The following is a 17,496-nucleotide window of genomic DNA, read 5'->3' on the forward strand; positions in this document are numbered from 1 at the left end:
GAGCAACCAATGACGAACGTCATCTACCTACTTGCGGCCGAGGAGGCCGAGGACTTTCCGCTCGAGGGCGGAAACTCCATCCTCCTGCCCAAGAACTACGACCTCGTCTGGTCCCTCGTTGTCTTCATCATCATCTTCCTGCTCTTCTGGAAGTTCGTTCTTCCGAAGTTCCAGGAAGTCCTCGCAGAGCGCGAAGACAGGATCAAGGGCGGCATTGAGCGCGCCGAGTCCGCTCAAGCACAGGCCAAGGCTGCTCTTGAGAAGAACAACGCACAGCTCGCTGAAGCACGCGCCGAAGCCGCCGAGATCCGCGAAGCAGCCCGCCAGAAGGGCAAGGAGATCGAGGCAGAAGCCCGCGCCAACGCAGAGGCAGAGTCCCGCCGCATCGTCGAAAACGGCGAGAAGCAGCTCCAGGCCTCCCGCGAGCAGGTCATCGCCGAACTGCGCAACGATCTGGGCCAGAACTCCATCACGCTGGCAGAGGAACTCCTCGGTGAAGAGCTGTCGGACACCACCCGACGCTCCAACACCATCGATTCTTTCCTGAGCCAGCTGGATACCGTCTCCGCCCGCTCGGCGACGCGGAAGTGAGGTAGTCCATGAGAGCAGCTAGCCGCGAATCCCAGACTCGGGTTGCCGAGAAACTGGACGCATTTCTGCGCAACGTCGGCGACACCGTCTCCATCGCCGCGCAGGTGGGCACCGAACTGTTCCTCGTTGTGGACCAGCTCGAAGACCACCGTCCTCTGCGCGTCGCAGTGGCAGACACCTCCCTCAAGCCGGAGCAGCGCTCGGGCATGATCAGCGACGTCTTCGGCGGCAAGGTGGCCGACGCCACGCTCACCGTCCTGAAGCAGGCCGCTGAGCAGGACTGGTCGACCCCGCGCGAATTCCGCGAGGGCCTCGTCCACCTGGGTCGCCGGGCACTCCTTCGTGGCGCCGAGAGCGAGAACAAGCTTGAGCTCGTTGAAAACGAGCTCTTCGCGCTGTCCCGCCTTCTCGAGCGCGAAGGTGAGCTGACCCAGCTGCTGTCCGACCGCCGCGCAACCGCAGACCAGAAGCGCCAGCTTCTGGCGAGTGTCCTGTACGGCAAGGTGACCATGTACACCGAGGCGCTCGCGCTGCAGGTGATTGGCCGCCCCGAGCACAACCCGGTCGACGACATCGCCGCAGTCTCGCGCGAGTCCGCCGAGCTGACGGGAAAGACGGTTGCGGAGGTCGCATCCGCGACAGAGCTGACCGATGCGCAGCGTGACGCACTGGCAGACAAGCTAGGCAAGATTTACGGCCGCGAGATGGCCATCCACTCCGAGGTTGACCCCAGCCTCCTCGGCGGTGTGACCATCCGCGTTGGCGACGAGCTTATCGACGGCTCCACGCGCGGCAAACTGCAGCGCCTGCGTGCCGACATGGCCGCCAACACGGCTTACTAACGACGAACAATGCTGGAACAATCTACCGAGAGCAGGAAGAACATGGCGGAGCTGACGATCTCCTCCGATGAGATCCGTAGCGCGATAGCGAACTACACCTCGAGCTACTCCGCGGAGGCCTCCCGTGAGGAGGTCGGCGTGGTGACGTCGGCTGCAGATGGCATTGCCCAGGTTTCCGGGCTGCCGGGCTGCATGACCAACGAGCTGCTTGAGTTCCCGAACGGCGTCATCGGCGTCGCACAGAACCTCGACACCGACACGATCGGCGTGGTGGTCCTGGGTAATTTCGAGACCCTCACCGAGGGCGACAAAGTTGTACGGACCGGAGAGGTCCTGTCCATTCCGGTCGGGGAACAGTTCCTCGGCCGCGTGATCAATCCCCTGGGTCAGCCCATCGACGGCCTGGGCCCGATCGAGGCTGAAGAAGAGCGCGTGCTCGAGCTTCAGGCCGCGAGTGTCCTCGACCGCCAGCCGGTCGAGGAGCCGATGCAGACGGGCATCAAGGCGATCGACGCAATGACGCCGATCGGCCGTGGTCAGCGCCAGCTGATCATTGGTGACCGCAAGACCGGTAAGACCGCGGTCTGCATCGACACCATCCTCAACCAGAAGGCCTACTGGGAGACGGGCGACAAGACGAAGCAGGTCCGCTGCATCTACGTCGCCATCGGCCAGAAGGGCTCGACCATCGCAGGTGTGCGCCGCACCCTCGAGGAGAACGGTGCCCTGGAGTACACCACCATCGTGGCTGCTCCGGCTTCCGACTCCGCGGGCTTCAAGTGGCTCGCTCCGTTCGCTGGCGCCGCGCTCGGTCAGCATTGGATGTACCAGGGCAACCACGTCTTGGTCATCTACGACGATCTGACCAAGCAGGCTGAGGCCTACCGCGCGATTTCCCTTCTGCTCCGCCGCCCGCCGGGCCGCGAGGCATACCCGGGCGACGTGTTCTACCTGCACTCCCGCCTGCTCGAGCGCGCAGCCAAGCTTAACGACGAGCTCGGCGCCGGCTCCCTGACCGCTCTCCCGATCATTGAGACGAAGGCGAACGACGTGGGCGCCTTCATTCCGACGAACGTCATCTCGATTACCGACGGTCAGTGCTTCCTGCAGTCCGACCTGTTCAACCAGGGCGTCCGCCCGGCTATCGACGTCGGTATCTCCGTGTCCCGTGTCGGTGGCGCAGCGCAGACCAAGGGCATGAAAAAGGTCGCCGGTAACCTCCGTCTGGACCTGGCCGCGTACCGCGACCTCGAGTCCTTCGCGGCTTTCGCCTCCGACCTGGACGACGCTTCCAAGCGCCAGCTCGAGCGCGGCCAGCGCCTCGTCGAGCTGCTGAAGCAGTCCGAGAACTCGCCGCAGCCGGTCGAATACCAGATCATCTCGATCTACCTCGCCAACGAAGGTGCCTTCGACTCCGTTCCCGTCGAAGACGTCCGCCGTTACGAGGCAGAGCTGCACGAGACGGTCCGCGCCGAGGCCCCGGAGGTCTACGACCAGATTGAAGGCGGTGTCGCGCTTTCCGACGAGTCCAAGGAGACTCTCAAGTCGGTCAACGAGCGTTTCGCCCGCGCCTTCCAGCCGACCGATGAGGAGCACGTCGTCCGCGAGCCGGAGGCGAAGCCCCTCGACGAGTCGGATGTGTCGAAGCACCAGATCAACGTTTCTCGTAAGTCGCAGAAGCGCGACTAGTTCAAAAATCAACGGACTAGACGAGCGAATACGACTCACTACGACTTAAGAGAAAGGAGGAGCACACACCATGGCTACACTTCGCGAACTGCGCGACCGAATCAGGTCAGTCAATTCCACGAAGAAAATCACCAAGGCCCAGGAGCTGATCGCGACATCGCGCATCACCAAAGCCCAGCAGCGCGTTGAGGCGGCGCAGCCGTACGCCAACGAGATGCAGGACATGATGGAGCGTCTCGTGTCCGCGACAAACCTGGACCACCCGATGCTTCGTGAACGCGAAAACGGCAAGGTGGCGGCGATGCTCGTGGTCACGTCCGACCGTGGCATGGCCGGTGGCTACAACCACAACGTGCTCAAAAAGGCTGGCGAACTGGAGCGCATGCTCCGGGACAACGGCTACGACGTGGTCCGCTATATCACCGGCGGCAAAGGCGTCAGTCACTACGACTTCCGCGATCAGGAGATCGCGGGAGAGTGGACCGGCTGGTCCCAGGACCCGTCGTGGGAGTCCACCCACGACGTACGCCAGCACATGATCCAGGGCTTCGAAGCCAGCTCCGACGGTGAAGCGAAATGGCGTGACGGCCTACGCGGCACCGAGGGGCAGGCGGTCCGGGGCTTTGACCAGGTGCACGTTGTGTACACAGAGTTCGTGTCCATGCTGTCGCAGGAGGCGACTGTTCACCAGTTGCTCCCCATCGAGCCCGTCTTCGAAGATGTCGAGTTCGAGCAGCAGGATCTGCTGAACACGTCGGGCAACGCGTTGCCGGACATGGATTTCGAGCCGGATGCAGATTCCCTGATGGATAAGCTGCTTCCCGCGTACGTCTCCAGGTCGCTCTACTCGATCTTCCTGGAGGCGTCGGCAGCGGAGTCCGCGTCTCGACGCACCGCGATGAAGAACGCGACGGACAACGCAACCGAACTGGCCGGCGAGCTTTCGCGTGAAGCGAACCAGCTCCGTCAGGCGAAGATTACCCAGGAAATCACCGAGATTATCGGCGGCGCTGGCGCGTTGTCCGGTAGCGGAGAAAGTGACTAGAACATGACTACAGCTCAATCTTTTGATGGGCGTAACGACGAGCCGACCGGGGCTGAGGACAACGTCGCAGCCTCCGGTGCCGTCGAGAACGCCGCTGATAATGCCACCCAGGCTCGTAGCGCTGAGAGCACGCAGAACCCGCAGGGTTCCGAGAACGGCCGCGTCGTGCGCGTCATCGGCGCCGTCGTTGACGTGGAGTTCCCGCGCGGCGAGCTGCCGGAGCTCTACAACGCTCTGCACACCAGCATCGAGCTCGAGGCAGTGGCTAAGACCATTACGCTCGAGGTAGCTCAGTTCCTGAGCGACGGCCTCGTCCGCACCATCGCCATGGCTCCGACTGACGGCTTGGTCCGCGGCGCCAAGGTCGTCGACTCCGGCAACCCGATCTCGGTGCCGGTCGGCGACCAGGTCAAGGGCCACGTCTTCAACGCGCTGGGCGACTGCCTGGACGACCCGTCGGTTGGCCAGGACGGCGAGCGCTGGGGCATCCACCGCGAGCCCCCGGCCTTCAAGGACCTCGAGGGCAAGACCGAGATTCTCGAGACCGGTATCAAGGTCATCGACCTCCTCACCCCGTACGTCAAGGGCGGCAAGATCGGCTTGTTCGGCGGCGCTGGTGTGGGCAAGACCGTTCTCATCCAGGAGATGATCACCCGTATCGCCCGCGAGTTCTCCGGTACGTCGGTCTTCGCCGGCGTCGGCGAGCGCACGCGTGAGGGTACGGACCTCTTCCTCGAGATGGAGGACATGGGCGTTCTTCCCGATACCGCCCTTGTCTTCGGCCAGATGGACGAGCCGCCCGGGGTCCGTATGCGTGTAGCCCTGTCCGGCCTGACCATGGCGGAGTACTTCCGCGATGTCCAGAACCAGGACGTGCTGCTGTTCATCGACAACATCTTCCGTTTCACCCAGGCAGGTTCTGAGGTGTCCACGCTGCTCGGCCGCATGCCGTCCGCTGTGGGTTACCAGCCGACCCTGGCTGACGAGATGGGTGTCCTCCAGGAGCGCATTACCTCGACCAAGGGCCGTTCGATTACGTCTCTGCAGGCCGTCTACGTGCCGGCGGACGACTACACCGACCCGGCCCCGGCCACGACCTTCGCCCACCTGGATGCGACCACCGAGCTCTCCCGTTCCATTGCCTCGAAGGGTATTTACCCGGCTGTGGATCCGTTGACCTCGACCTCCCGCATCCTGGAGCCGGGCATCGTCGGCGAGCGCCACTACGCGGTCGCTCAGAAGGTGATCAACATCCTGCAGAAGAACAAGGAGCTGCAGGACATCATCGCCATCCTCGGTATGGACGAGCTGTCCGAAGAGGACAAGATCACCGTCATGCGCGCCCGTAAGATCCAGCGCTTCTTGGGCCAGAACTTCTTCGTCGCGAAGAAGTTCACGGGTGACGAGGGTTCCTACGTGCCGCTCGAGGAGACGATCGACGCATTCGACCGTCTCGCGTCCGGCGAGTTCGACCACTACCCGGAGCAGGCCTTCAACAACCTCGGCGGTCTGGACGACGTCGAGGCTGCGTACAAGAAGCTGCAAGAGAAGTAGGAGTAGCTCATGGCTGAAATCACCGCGCACCTCGTTTCGGTTGAGCGCATGTTGTGGTCTGGCGAGGCGAAGATCGTCACCGCCCAGACCTCCGAAGGTGAGATCGGCGTGCTGCCCGGCCACGAGCCGTTCTTGGGCCAGCTCAAGGAAAACGGTGTCGTGACCATCACCCCGGTCGACGGCGACAAGATCGTCGCGGCCGTTCAGGGTGGGTTCGTCTCGGTGACTGGCGATAAGGTCACCATCTTGGCGGATTACGCAATTTTCGCCGATGAGGTCGATTCCAATCAGGAGTTCGACGAGGAGGATCCCACGTCGAAGGCACGCCACGACGCAGAGCAAGCAGCTTTGCGACGAAGCGGCAACGCCTAGTTCTCCCTTTCCGCCCGGACTATGCCATTGGCTGGTCCGGGCGGTTTCTTTGTGTCCGTTTGCCCCGGCGCCCAACACCCGATTCGCGAGCCGTCGCGGACACTCATGAACCGTCTGGGGGGGAGTAGAACTTTCGACGGTTAAATGAGCCTGGGGAACCATCTAGACTGGCTCGTTATGAAGCTTCTCGGGTTCCTCTTCGGCGCGGTACTGATAGTGCTGATCGCCGGTGCGCTGTGGAGGTTCCTGACGGTCCGCAACAACGGCACTCCAGCGCTGCTTCGCAAGTTGCCGGCGACCGGCACACACGGTTGGCGCCACGGAATCGCCGCGTACAAAGGCGAAACCGTGCGCTTTTTCAAGTTGCGCTCGTTTTCGTTTTCGGCGGATATGGAGCTGAACCGCTCCATACTGTCGATCACTGGCAATAGGCAGGCCACTGAGACGGAACGGCATTTCATGCCGGGCGTCGAGGTGGTCGTTTCGTTTTCTTCAGCAGGCGAGGATTATGAGTTCGCCACTGACCGCCATGCCGGCATGGCGCTGGTGTCGTGGGTGGAGTCAGCCCCGGACAGGCGGAAGGTGCGCCCGGATATGCACAGGCTCCGCAGCCGGGTCTTCAAAGGCGGTCTGGGGAGTTTGTAACGGCATTGGGGCTGTGATCCGACTTCCTCGGGCCGACGCTAGGGTAGTGGACTATGCGTCTTGTTATCGCTCGTTGCTCAGTGGACTACGTCGGCCGACTGGATGCGCATCTGCCGCTCGCGGACCGGCTGATCATGGTCAAGGCCGACGGCTCGCTGTCGGTTCACGCGGACGATCGCGCGTATAAGCCGTTGAACTGGATGACGCCGCCGTGCACAATCGCCGAGGAGCCGATCCTGGACGTCGACGGCGACGAGACAGGAGCGCAACTGTGGGTCGTGGAGAACCCGAAGGGGGAGCAGCTGCGCGTCACCATCGAGGAGATTCACTCGGATGTGTCCTTCGACCTGGGAGTCGACCCGGGACTGATCAAGGACGGCGTGGAGGCGCACCTGCAGGAACTTCTGGCGGAGCACATCACGGTCCTCGGGGAGGGTTACACGCTCGTGCGCCGCGAGTACCCGACGCCGCTGGGGCCAGTGGACATCATGGCGAAAGATCCGAACGGCGCGGCTGTGGCGGTGGAGGTCAAACGCCGTGGCAATATCGACGGCGTCGAGCAGCTCACCCGCTACGTGGAGATGCTGAGCCGCGATTCCCTCCTCGGCGAAGTCAAGGGCGTGTTCGCGGCCCAGGAGATCAAGCCGCAGGCGCGCACGCTCGCGGAGGACCGCGGAATCACGTGCGTCACGCTCGACTACGACGAGCTGCGAGGAATCGAGAGCAACGAGCTCCGGTTGTTCTAGGGAGGCGAATATGCCGCGGAGGAATCGTCGTCACGCGCAGCAGTTGCGCCCGTTACCGCGCGACGGCGGGGCGTATTTCGGCACGCGCGAGGAGGTCGGCCCCCACGGAGACATCTACCTGGTGCGGCAGATGGGGTCAGCGTCGGCGCAGAAGTTCTACGTGTGCCCGCGGTGTAACCAGAATATTCCGCCCGGTGTCGCGCACATTGTAGCGTGGCCGCGGGACACCGGCGGGCGCGGCGAGGATCGGAGGCACTGGCACAGGCACTGCTGGGAGCGTCGTTAAGCGAAAAGCGCGTGCATCGCGCCGTGCTGTTTGGGCACGATGCGCCCCCGCGGTGAACGCCACACGGGCGTGCCCGCGACATTGGCGATGCGCCCGCGCTTGGCTCGCCGCGGGTCGTCGTCGTTGACGCGGTTGTGGTAGCGGCACAGCGGCGCGAGGTTGGCCATGTTTGTCTCGCCGCCGTGCTTCCAGGCGGTGATGTGGTGGATTTCGCACGCGTCGGCGCTGTGGCGGCAGTCGGGCACGGGGCACGCGGGGCTCGTTGCGCGCGCGAGGACGCGCTGCTTCTCATTCGCTAATCGACGCCCGCGGTACAGGTTCACCGCCCCCACCTCCGGGTGGAACGTGGCCGCCGCTAGATGGTTTTCTGCTGTCGCGTAGTACTGGTTAAGGAATTCGGCACCTGTTATCGATGTGCCGTCCGTTAAGTGCAGTATCGTTTCGTTGCCCTTGCCCTGGTGGATTTCGACCCAATCAGGGAGCGGGATGAGCAGCAGTGGTCGGGGGACGGCGTGCGGTACGCCGTTTGGGGCGCTGCCGTCTGCTTCAGCTCCCTTCCCGTTGTAGCCGCGCATGAGCCTCAGGAAATTCTCTAGCATTTGCGGTGCGATGGGCCTGGACGTGTCCGTGCCGCGCATGAGCGCGTGCTCGAGGTCGGCCATGTCGCGCTCGTCGGCGGTGACGGTCATGGTGCGCCGGTTGCGCTTGGAGCGGCTGAACGTGACCTGCTTGCGCGGGGGCTCCCCCTTGCCTGGGACGAGCCGCCTGGCGAGGCGGGCGAGCGCCTTGTAGTTGCCCGTCGCGTCAAGGAGCAAGAGGCGGAGTTTGGTGCGCGTGCGATTCGACTTGATCTTCTTGATCCGCCGCTCGATGAGCGCCAGCTGGTCGAGCGAGAAACCCTTCCGCTGCGCCTTCTCGCGCGCGAGACGCTGCTTCTGCTGAGAGGTCGTCGGCCCGAAATAAACCTCGTGGAGTCCGTCCCACGCGTTGACGCGGTTCGGGTCTATTCCCGCGTCGAGTGCTGCTTCTTTATCGAAGTCGGCCAGGACGTCTATCGCCGCCTCCGACATTGCTTGTATGAGAGTTCTAAATGAGTTCATGCTCTGAACGCTAGCGTCTCTCCGTACCCCGGTAAAGGGATAAATGTGCACTATAATGCGCATTTTTGAGGGAACCTGGCGGGCCGCGGTGGTGCCGGAGTGGCGCGTGCTGAGCCCCGCTTCCCTGCGTGGCTGGTGGGGCGACGGCCGCGCGCTCGGTGGCCACGGTTAGCGCGGCAGCCACGGTTACGGCCGTAACCGCAGTCGCAGTCGCAGCCGCACGCAATCATGGCGGGCGGGCACAGCTGGCTGTGCTTCCCAAGGCCACCCGCCGAACCAGACGCAGCTAGCGGAACCGGTAGAACTGCGCGCTCATTGCCGGCATGTGGAACGAAGCAGACTGCTCGAAGCTGTCCCAGGGCTGGGGGGAGGTGGAGACGGCGTCGGCAAGCGGATTGCCTGCGCCGCTGTAGCGCGCGTCGTCGGTGTTGAGAATGAGCTCCCACTCGCCGGCCCGCGGAAGGCCGAGGCGGTAGTCGGGCTGGGACGCGCCGGACAGGTTGATCACGGCGAGGACGGGAGTGCCGTCGGCGCCCCAGCGGATGTAGGCGAGGATATTGTGCTGCGAATCGTCGCCCTTGATCCACTGGAAGCCCATCGGCGTGTTGTCCTGGCTGTACAGGGCAGGAGTATCGCGGTACAGGTGGTTCAGGTCGCGGACGAGGGTGCGGATGCCGTGGTGGTATTCGCTGTCCCAGCCCTCGAGGTCGTCCCAGTTGACGGAGCCTGCCTCGGCCCACTCGGTGGTCTGGCCGAACTCGCATCCCATGAACATGAGCTGCTTGCCCGGGTGGGAGAACATGTACGCGAACAGGTTGCGCACGCCAGCGGCCTTTTTCCAGGCATCGCCGGGCATGCGCTCCCACAGCGAACCCTTGCCGTGGACGACTTCGTCGTGGCTGAACGGCAGGACGTAGCGCTCGGAGAAGGCGTACACGAGGGAGAACGTGATCTCGTGGTGGTGGTAGGAGCGGTGGATGGGGTCGAGGGAGAAGTACTCGAGGGTGTCATTCATCCAGCCCATGTTCCACTTCAGGGAGAACCCTAGGCCGTCGGCGGAGGTCTGGGCGGTCACGCCCGGCCAGGCGGTGGATTCTTCGGCGATGGTGAGCACGCCCGGGTGGGTGCGGTGCACGGTGCCGTTGACTTCCTGGAGGAATTGGACGGCGTCGAGGTTCTCGCGGCCGCCGAATTGGTTCGGCAGCCATTCGCCGGGGTTGCGGGAGTAGTCGAGGTAGAGCATGGAGGCGACGGCGTCGACGCGGATGCCGTCGAGGTGGTATTCCTCGAACCAGTAGAGGGCGTTGGCGACGAGGAAGTTGCGAACCTCGTTGCGGCCGAAGTCGAAGACGTAGGTGCCCCAGTCCTTTTGTTCGCCGCGGCGCCAGTCGGGGTGCTCGTAGAGGGGGGTGCCGTCGAAACGCGCGAGCGCCCATTCGTCTTTGGGGAAGTGCGCGGGAACCCAGTCGACGATCACGCCGATGCCAGCGCCGTGCAGCTTATCGACGAGATACTTGAAGTCCTCCGGCGACCCCCACCTTGCTGTCGGGGAGTAGTACCCGGAGACTTGGTAGCCCCAGGAGCCGCCGAAGGGGTGCTCGGCGACGGGCAGGAATTCGACGTGCGTGTAGCCGTTGTCGACGAGGTAGGGGACGAGCTCGCGGGCGAGTTCGCGGTAGCCGTAGCCGACGCGCCAGGAGCCGATGTGGACTTCGTAGACGCTCATGGGGGTGTTGGTCGCGTCGTTACCCGGACGGGCGGCCATCCACTCGTGGTCGGTCCACGCGTACTCGTCGATGTCGGCGACCACGGAGACGGTCTCAGGCGGAGTCTTTGTTTGCTTCGCCATCGGGTCCGCCTTATCGACGGCCCGTCCGTCCGCCCCCTGCACCGTGAACTTGTATTCGGCGCCCGGCTTGATGCCCGGGATGAAGATCTCCCAGATGCCGGTCGAGCCGAGGGTGCGCATCGGGTACTGGTTCGGGTTCCAGTTGCAGAACTCGCCGATGACCGCGACGCCCTGCGCGTTCGGTGCCCACAACGCGAACGAGGTGCCCTGGACTTCGCCCATGGAGGTGTTGTAGGTGTGCTGGTTCGCGCCGAGGACCTCCCACAGGCGCTCGTGGCGTCCTTCACCGATGAGGTGCAGGTCGAAGGAACTCAAGGTGGGCAGGAAGTGGTACGGGTCCGCGATGATGACGGGCGCGGCGTCCGGGTAGGTGACCTGGAAGCGGTAGTCGGGGGCGAGTTCGTCCTCGAGGGGCAGCACCCAGATGTCATCGCCGATCGGCGTCATGGGCAGGCCCTGGTTGTGGATGAGCACCTCCACATGCGTCGCGCCGAGCAGACGGGCGCGGATCACAGAACCCTTCGATGTCGCGTGCCACCCGTAGAAGTCGTGCGGTGCGTGGTGCTTGCATTCGAGGAGTCGGCGCCGATCCTCGTCGGGGATGTGGTGCGCCGGTTCCAGCTGGGCGGGGGTGTCGTCGTAGCCGGAGGTCATGATGTGTCTTGCGGTCCTTTGAACTGGTCGGTGTGTGTGGGGATGTAGGTGGTGCGCAGTGCCGCAGTGCCGCGGTGCCGGGCGGACGCCCGTTCCCAGCCTTATCCTACGGGCGATAATCCTCGTCGGGGATGTGGCGGAAGGCGAGGCGGGTGCGGGCGGGTTCGTCGATAAGCGGCAAGCGGAAGATGTGCGCGACGTTTTCCACGGGGCTCAAGCGCACGTAATTGCGCATCGTCCATTCGTAGCTGGCGCCGGTGACCTCGTCGTCGACGGTGAATGCCGCGCCGGGCGCGAGGCCGAGATCATCCATGTTGAGTGTGACGGTGGCTTCCTGCGTGTACGTCGGGTCGAGGTTGACCACGACGAGCACGCTGTCGCCGGTGGCCGCGTCGAACTTCGAGAAAACGAGGATGTTGTCGTTGTCCGCGTCGTGGAAGTGCAGGTTTCGCAGCTGCTGGAATGCGGGGTGCTCGCGGCGGATGGTGTTGAGCATCGTGATGTACGGCTCGAGCGAATCGCCGCGATCGCGCGCGGCCTCGAAATCGCGGGGGCGAAGCTCGTACTTCTCGGAGTTGAGGTACTCCTCGCTGCCGGGGGCGACGGGCTCGTGCTCGTAGAGCTCGAAGCCGGAGTACATGCCCCACAGCGGGCTGAGCGTGGCCGCGAGTGTGGCGCGGATGGCGAAGGCCGCTCGGTTCCCCGTCTGGATGAACGCGTGGAGGATGTCCGGCGTGTTCACCCAGAACGACGGCCGCGAGATGTCCGCGAACCGCACGCAGTCCTGGGCAAAGCCAGTGATCTCCTTCTTCGTGGTCTTCCACGGGAAATAGGTGTAGGACTGCGAGAACCCGGCCTTGCCCAGGCCGAGCAGGCGCGGCGGGCGGGTGAAGGCCTCGGCGAGAAAGATCACGTCGGGGTGCGTCTCGTGGACCTTGGCGATGATCCAGTGCCAGAAATCCACCGGCTTCGTGTGCGGGTTGTCGACGCGGAAGGTCGTGATGCCGAGTTCCACCCACACCATGAGTGCGCGGTAGATCTCCTCGTAGATGCCGTCGGTGTCGTTGTCGAAGTTGATGGGGTAGATGTCCTGGTATTTCTTCGGCGGGTTCTCGGCGTACGCGATGGTGCCGTCGGCGAGCACCGTGAAGAACTCCGGGTGCGTTTTCGCCCATGGGTGGTCCGGCGCGGCCTGGAGAGCGAAGTCGAGGGCGACCTCGAGGCCGAGCTCTTCCGCGCGGGCCAGGAGTTTGCGCAGGTCCTTTTCTGTGCCCAGCTCGGGGTGGATGGCATCGTGGCCGCCGTCTGTCGAGCCGATGGCCCACGGGGAGCCGACATCGCCGTCTTCGGCGACGAGCGTGTTGTTCGGCCCCTTGCGGTTGATGTGCCCGATCGGGTGGATGGGCGGGAAGTAAACGGTGTCGAAGCCCATCGCGGCGACGCGCGGCAGGGCCTCCATGGTGGTTTTGAACGTGCCGTGGACGGGGTGCCCCTCGGCGTCCCAGCCGCCGGTGGAGCGCGGGAAGAGCTCGTACCAGGAGCTGAACAGGGCCTTTTTGCGTTCGACGAGGATCTGGCAGGTCGGGCCTTGCGTGACGAGGTCGCGGACAGGGCGACCGGAGAGAACCTCGGCCACCTGGTCCGACAGCGCCGGCTCCAGGCGTTCGCGCAGCGGGGCATCCGACTCGAGGGCGCTGGCGGCTTCGCGCAGGACATCGCTGCCGGCTGCGTGCGCGCCCGCCTCGGAGGCGGCACGGCGAAGCAGCTCGGCGCCGTGGGTGAGATCGTTGACCATCTCGGCGGCGGATTGGCCGGCGGCGGACTTCTTGGTCACGGCGTTGCGCCACGTGGACACCGGGTCGGACCACGCCTCGACGCGGAAGGTCCACAGGCCGGGCTCGTCTGGGGCGAACAGGGCGTGGCAGTAGTCGGGGCGGTGCTGCTCGGCGGTCATGGGGACGGTGTATTCGCGGCCCTCTGGGTCGGTGACCACCACGGTGGCGGCGATCGCGTCGTGGCCCTCGCGCCACACCAGGGCGGAGATCGGGACGACTTCGCCGACAACCGCCTTCGTGGGCAGGGCACCGTCGGCGGTGCGGGGGCGGACATCGTCGATTCCAAGTCGGCCGATCACAGGGCTCACGTCGATTCACCTCGTCGAATGGAAGGGAGAATTGAATTGAAGGAGAACGCGGGCGGTAGGCAGCACAGGCCAGCGCACCGCACATGCCCCCAGAGTAGCGAAGTTGCGCGTCAGTGAGCCGTCGCGAAGCAAAATGCGCCACAATGGGAAGCGTGAGTGACGTGAATGCCGAAATTGAACCGACTAACCCCGACCTTCTGCTGGATTTCCGTGGCGTGGAATTCCGTCGCGGCGGAAACACGCTGGTGGGCCCCATCGATTGGCAGGTGGAGCTGGACGAGCGTTGGGTCGTCATCGGCCCGAACGGCGCCGGCAAGACGTCGCTGATCCGGATGGCGGCGGCGCAGGAATTCCCGTCGGCGGGCACAGCGTTCGTGCTGGGCGAGCAGATTGGCAAGACCGACATGCGCGACCTGCGCGCGATGATCGGCATGACGACCTCGGAGCTGGGCAACCGGGTGCCCGTCGACGAGCGCGTGGAAGACCTCGTGCTCTCCGGCGGCTACGCGGTGGTGGGCCGCTGGCGCGAGGAATACGAAGAGCAGGACTACGAGCAGGTCCACGACGCGCTGGACCAGGTGGGCGCGTTCCACTTGCTCGGCCGGCGCTGGGGAACGCTGTCGGACGGCGAGAAGAAGCGCGTGCTCATTGCCCGCGCGATCATGGTCAATCCGGAGCTGCTCATCATGGACGAGCCCGGCGCGGGACTCGACCTGGGCGGCCGCGAGGACCTCGTCGCGTACCTGGGCGACCTCGCGCTCGACCCGGACGCGCCGGCGATCGTGATGATCACGCACCATGTCGAGGAGATCCCGTTCGGTTTCACCCACGCACTGCTGCTCGACGAGGGAGACGTCGTCGCGCAGGGCCTCATCGACGACGTGCTCACCTGCGAGAATTTGACGAAAGCGTACCACCAGCCGATCAAGCTCACGAAGGAAGACGACCGTTTCTTCGCGAGGAGGGAGCGGCGGGGCGGGGCGCACCGTCGATAAGCGAGCGGAAGGTTTCTCATGCCCACGCGCGACGAACAGGACATGCTGGGGATCAACTACGGGCGCCTGGCCGCGACCGTGATCCTCGTGCGCGACGGTGCGGCAGGCCTCGAGGTGTGGATGCAGGAACGCGTCCTCACGATGCGCAATTACCCGGGAATGACCGTGTTCCCGGGCGGCGGGGTGGATATCCGCGATTTCCCGCCGACGCGCGAGGACGCGAAGGAGCTGTGGTCGGGCCGTTCCGCGTCGGATCTGGCGAAGCAGCTCGACGTCAAGCCGCGCCAGGCGCACGCGCTGATGTTCGCCGCCGTGCGCGAGCTCTTCGAGGAGACAGGCACGCTTTTGCTTGTCGACGACACCGGCGCCCTCCTCCGCGACGCCCGCCCCTTCCACCGCGAGCGTAGGCGGCTGGAAAGCCACGAGCTGTCGCTGACGGAGCTGCTCGGAGAAACCGGCCTCGATGTCGACGCGACCCTGCTCAAGCCGTCCGGCCGCTGGGTGGGCAAATCAGAGAAGGGGCAGTGGTTCGACACGTTCACGTTTGTCGCGGAATTGCCCGCCGGCCAGGCGCCCGATGTCACGACCGGCGAGGCCAGTGACGCGAACTGGTTCCCGCCGAGCTTGCTGATCGACGGCTGGCGCGAAGGCCTCGTCCGCTTCGCCCCCTCCACGTGGGCGCAGGTGTACGACATGGTTGAGTTCGACTCTGTCGCCGAGGTCATGTCGCATGTGAAAGGCCTGGAAATCGAAGCTATTGTCGGCGACCCCGTGGATATCGAGCGCTACTCCGAGCTTTTCGACCGCCAGCCCGTCAACCGGATGGGAAAGAAATTTGAGCTTTAGCCCCGAGGAAGTCCGGTTCCTCGCCGCCCGCCGCGACGAGATCGCCCGTGTTGCCGCCTCCGGGGAGGTGGAGCTGACCAAGAAATCCGCCATCGCCGACCGCACTGCGCTGTCGAAGGTGTTCGGCGACAACGCCCGCGCGGTGATGGAGTTGCTGCAGGCCCGGCAGACGCTGGCCCCGAAACTGGCTGCCCCCGCCTCTTCCGCAGTTGCGTCTGCGTCCGCCGGGACCGAATTCGAAAACCCCAGTTCGTTGTGGCTGGCAGACAGCGATTCAGCCCAGCAGGCCACCCCGCTCGCGGTGTCGCAGGTGCGCGCCGGGCGCATCGCAGAGGCGGGGGCGTCGCTGGTGCACGACGTGACGTGCTCGATCGGAACGGAAGCACCGGCGGTCACGGCGGCGGGGCTGGACTGGCTCGGCTCGGACCTCGACTATTCGCGGCTGCTGATGGCCCGGGAGAACGTGAGTGCCTGCGGCGCTGCACATGCGGGTGCCGGCGGTGCCGGCGGCGCTGCGGCTGGCCGTGCGTGGGTCGCGCAGGCCGACGCACTCGTGCCGGTCACTACGCCGGCGAGCAGTCCCGGGCACCGAATCCGGGCGTGCTCGGGCACAGGCTCGCGTCCGGGCCGGGTGATCGTGGCGGACCCCGCGCGCCGGGCGGACGGCCGCCGCATCACGGTCCCGGCCAAGCTCGTCCCGCCGCTGCCGGACCTCATCGCGGCGTACCCGGGGACAGCCATGGCGGTGAAATGCGCACCGGGGATCGACTACTCGGACTGGCACGGCCTGGTCAGCGTGGTCAGCGTGAACGGGGGAGTGAAAGAGGTGTGCCTGTACACGCCAGACCTCGCCGACCCGGGGCACACGCGGGAAGCAGTGGTCATCCGGGAGGGCTTCACGGAGAGGGTGCGTGACGGAGGGGAAGGGGTGGACGTCGATAAGCCCAAAAGCTTCATCGTCGAGCCGGACGGCGCCGTGATCCGCGCGGGGATCGTCCAGCAGTGGGCCGCGCGCCACGATCTGTCGATGCTGGACCCGCACATCGCGTTCCTCACGGGCGAGCGGGTGCCCGACGGGTACTCCGGATTTCCATTCATCGAGGCCGTCCCCTTGAAGAAGCTGCGCCCTGCGCTGCAGGCGCACGGCGCGGGATCGCTGGAGATCCTCGTGCGCGGCGTCGACGTCGACCCTGACCAGCTGCGCGGCAAGCTGAAGCTCAAGGGCGACCGGCCGATGGCTGTCGCAATCGCGCGGATCGGGGACCACGCGACAGCGTTCATTTGCGATGCGCGCGTGCGCTAGGCTCGTGAGAGCGAAACTGACAGATGGAAGGTGAAAATTCATGCCCACCATTGCTGTGCTGGTGAAAAACGTCCCGGACACGTGGTCGACGAAGTCGCTCGAGGCGGACAACACGCTCGACCGCGCGAACGCCGATAACGTCATTGACGAGATCAACGAGTACGCCGTCGAGGCGGCGCTGCGTCTGCGCGACGCGGGCGATTACCGCGTCGTCGCCGTCACGATGGGCCCCGAGGGGTGCGGGGAAGCGCTGCGCAAGGCACTCGCGATGGGCGCGGACGACGCTATTTCGCTTATCGACGACACCCTTGCCGGCTCCGACGCCATCTCCACCGCGTGGGCCCTTCACAACGTCCTGAACACTATCGATGACCTGGCGCTGGTGGTGGCGGGCAACCAGTCGTCTGACGGCGGCACGGGCACTCTTGCTGGGCTGCTCGCTGAGTACCGCCAGGTCCCGGCTGTGACGCAGGCGCACAACCTGCGCATCGATGGCGGCGAGATTCTGGCCACCCGCGAGGACGAGCGTGGCACGTGGGAGCTCGCGGCGCCGCTGCCGGCTGTTGTGGCCGTGACCGAACAGTCCGACAAGCCGCGCTTCCCGAATTTCAAGGGCATGAAGGCTGCGAAGAAGCACGAGATCACGCGGCTCACCATCGCCGATATCGGTGTCGACGCCGGCCAGGTCGGCTTGGGCAATTCGGCGACGAACGTCACCAGCTCCTCCGAGGTCCCGCCGCGCGCCGCCGGCGAGCTGCTCGAAGGTCCGGCCGACGACGTCGCCGCCCAGGTCGTCGAGCAGCTGGCCGCCCGAAACCTTCTCAACAACTAAGGAG

Annotated in this window: 16 protein-coding genes; 13 read left to right on the forward strand and 3 right to left on the reverse strand. The window is 65.1% G+C overall.

Translation table 11 applies throughout. The annotated features are described in order from the left end of the window. Positions 1–9: 9 nt before the first annotated feature. The 9 genes from CAPP_RS04855 (at position 10) to CAPP_RS04895 (ending at position 7,770) form a co-directional block, all read left to right on the forward strand. Positions 10–591 (forward strand): F0F1 ATP synthase subunit B, encoded by a 582-nt coding sequence (locus CAPP_RS04855; RefSeq protein WP_076598386.1) that lies wholly within the window; start codon positions 10–12, stop codon positions 589–591. An 8-nt stretch (positions 592–599) separates the two neighbouring features. Then, complete coding sequence (locus CAPP_RS04860; RefSeq protein WP_076598387.1) at positions 600–1,433, forward strand: F0F1 ATP synthase subunit delta; 834 nt, start codon at positions 600–602, stop codon at positions 1,431–1,433. Between the two features lie 9 nt (positions 1,434–1,442). Further along, positions 1,443–3,122, forward strand: coding sequence for a F0F1 ATP synthase subunit alpha (atpA, locus tag CAPP_RS04865; RefSeq protein ID WP_076598388.1), 1,680 nt, complete (start codon positions 1,443–1,445; stop codon positions 3,120–3,122). Between the two features lie 70 nt (positions 3,123–3,192). Next, entirely contained in the window at positions 3,193–4,167 is a 975-nt protein-coding gene (locus CAPP_RS04870) for a F0F1 ATP synthase subunit gamma (protein WP_076598389.1), read from the forward strand. Positions 4,168–4,170: 3 nt separating this feature from the next. Next, positions 4,171–5,721, forward strand: coding sequence for a F0F1 ATP synthase subunit beta (atpD, locus tag CAPP_RS04875; protein ID WP_234958702.1), 1,551 nt, complete (start codon positions 4,171–4,173; stop codon positions 5,719–5,721). Between the two features lie 9 nt (positions 5,722–5,730). Continuing rightward, complete coding sequence (locus tag CAPP_RS04880; RefSeq protein WP_076598390.1) at positions 5,731–6,093, forward strand: F0F1 ATP synthase subunit epsilon; 363 nt, start codon at positions 5,731–5,733, stop codon at positions 6,091–6,093. Between the two features lie 177 nt (positions 6,094–6,270). Next, positions 6,271–6,738 carry a DUF2550 domain-containing protein gene (locus CAPP_RS04885; RefSeq protein ID WP_076598603.1) on the forward strand — a complete coding sequence of 156 codons (468 nt, stop codon included), beginning with the start codon at positions 6,271–6,273 and terminating at the stop codon, positions 6,736–6,738. Positions 6,739–6,791: 53 nt separating this feature from the next. Then, on the forward strand, positions 6,792–7,484 hold the full coding sequence (nucS, locus tag CAPP_RS04890; protein WP_076598391.1) for an endonuclease NucS: 693 nt from the start codon (positions 6,792–6,794) through the stop codon (positions 7,482–7,484). A gap of 10 nt (positions 7,485–7,494) precedes the next feature. Beyond that, positions 7,495–7,770 carry an Rv1322 family protein gene (locus CAPP_RS04895; RefSeq protein ID WP_076598392.1) on the forward strand — a complete coding sequence of 92 codons (276 nt, stop codon included), beginning with the start codon at positions 7,495–7,497 and terminating at the stop codon, positions 7,768–7,770. On the opposite strand, the gene CAPP_RS04900 is transcribed toward CAPP_RS04895, so the two are convergent. From CAPP_RS04900 to CAPP_RS04910, 3 genes are all read right to left on the reverse strand, one after another. Then, positions 7,767–8,840: an HNH endonuclease signature motif containing protein gene (locus tag CAPP_RS04900; protein WP_234958703.1), complete on the reverse strand. Its 1,074-nt coding sequence runs from the start codon at positions 8,838–8,840 to the stop codon at positions 7,767–7,769. The two genes, CAPP_RS04895 and CAPP_RS04900, sit on opposite strands and share 4 nt — an antisense overlap. 316 nt (positions 8,841–9,156) lie before the next feature. Further along, complete coding sequence (gene glgB, locus CAPP_RS04905; protein ID WP_076598394.1) at positions 9,157–11,373, reverse strand: 1,4-alpha-glucan branching protein GlgB; 2,217 nt, start codon at positions 11,371–11,373, stop codon at positions 9,157–9,159. Positions 11,374–11,479: 106 nt separating this feature from the next. Beyond that, on the reverse strand, positions 11,480–13,507 hold the full coding sequence (locus CAPP_RS04910) for a maltotransferase domain-containing protein (RefSeq protein ID WP_076598395.1): 2,028 nt from the start codon (positions 13,505–13,507) through the stop codon (positions 11,480–11,482). A 152-nt stretch (positions 13,508–13,659) separates the two neighbouring features. On the opposite strand from CAPP_RS04910, the gene CAPP_RS04915 reads away from it, so the two are divergent. Genes CAPP_RS04915 through CAPP_RS04930 form a run of 4 tightly spaced genes read left to right on the forward strand, consistent with a single transcriptional unit; the run spans position 13,660 to position 17,492 of the window. Then, positions 13,660–14,511, forward strand: a complete 852-nt coding sequence (locus tag CAPP_RS04915) for an ABC transporter ATP-binding protein (RefSeq protein ID WP_076598396.1) — start codon at positions 13,660–13,662, stop codon at positions 14,509–14,511. 18 nt (positions 14,512–14,529) lie between these two features. Continuing rightward, positions 14,530–15,357 (forward strand): NUDIX hydrolase, encoded by an 828-nt coding sequence (locus CAPP_RS04920; protein ID WP_076598397.1) that lies wholly within the window; start codon positions 14,530–14,532, stop codon positions 15,355–15,357. Beyond that, the gene (locus CAPP_RS04925) at positions 15,347–16,660 is read left to right on the forward strand and encodes a THUMP-like domain-containing protein (RefSeq protein WP_076598398.1); all 1,314 of its coding nucleotides are present in this window, start codon (positions 15,347–15,349) and stop codon (positions 16,658–16,660) included. The genes CAPP_RS04920 and CAPP_RS04925 overlap by 11 nt, the downstream gene beginning before the upstream one ends. Positions 16,661–16,700: 40 nt before the next feature. Further along, positions 16,701–17,492 (forward strand): electron transfer flavoprotein subunit beta/FixA family protein, encoded by a 792-nt coding sequence (locus tag CAPP_RS04930; protein ID WP_076598399.1) that lies wholly within the window; start codon positions 16,701–16,703, stop codon positions 17,490–17,492. The last annotated feature ends 4 nt before the right edge of the window (positions 17,493–17,496 follow it).

The sequence above is a fragment of the Corynebacterium appendicis CIP 107643 genome, from assembly GCF_030408415.1.
GTDB lineage: Bacteria > Actinomycetota > Actinomycetes > Mycobacteriales > Mycobacteriaceae > Corynebacterium > Corynebacterium appendicis.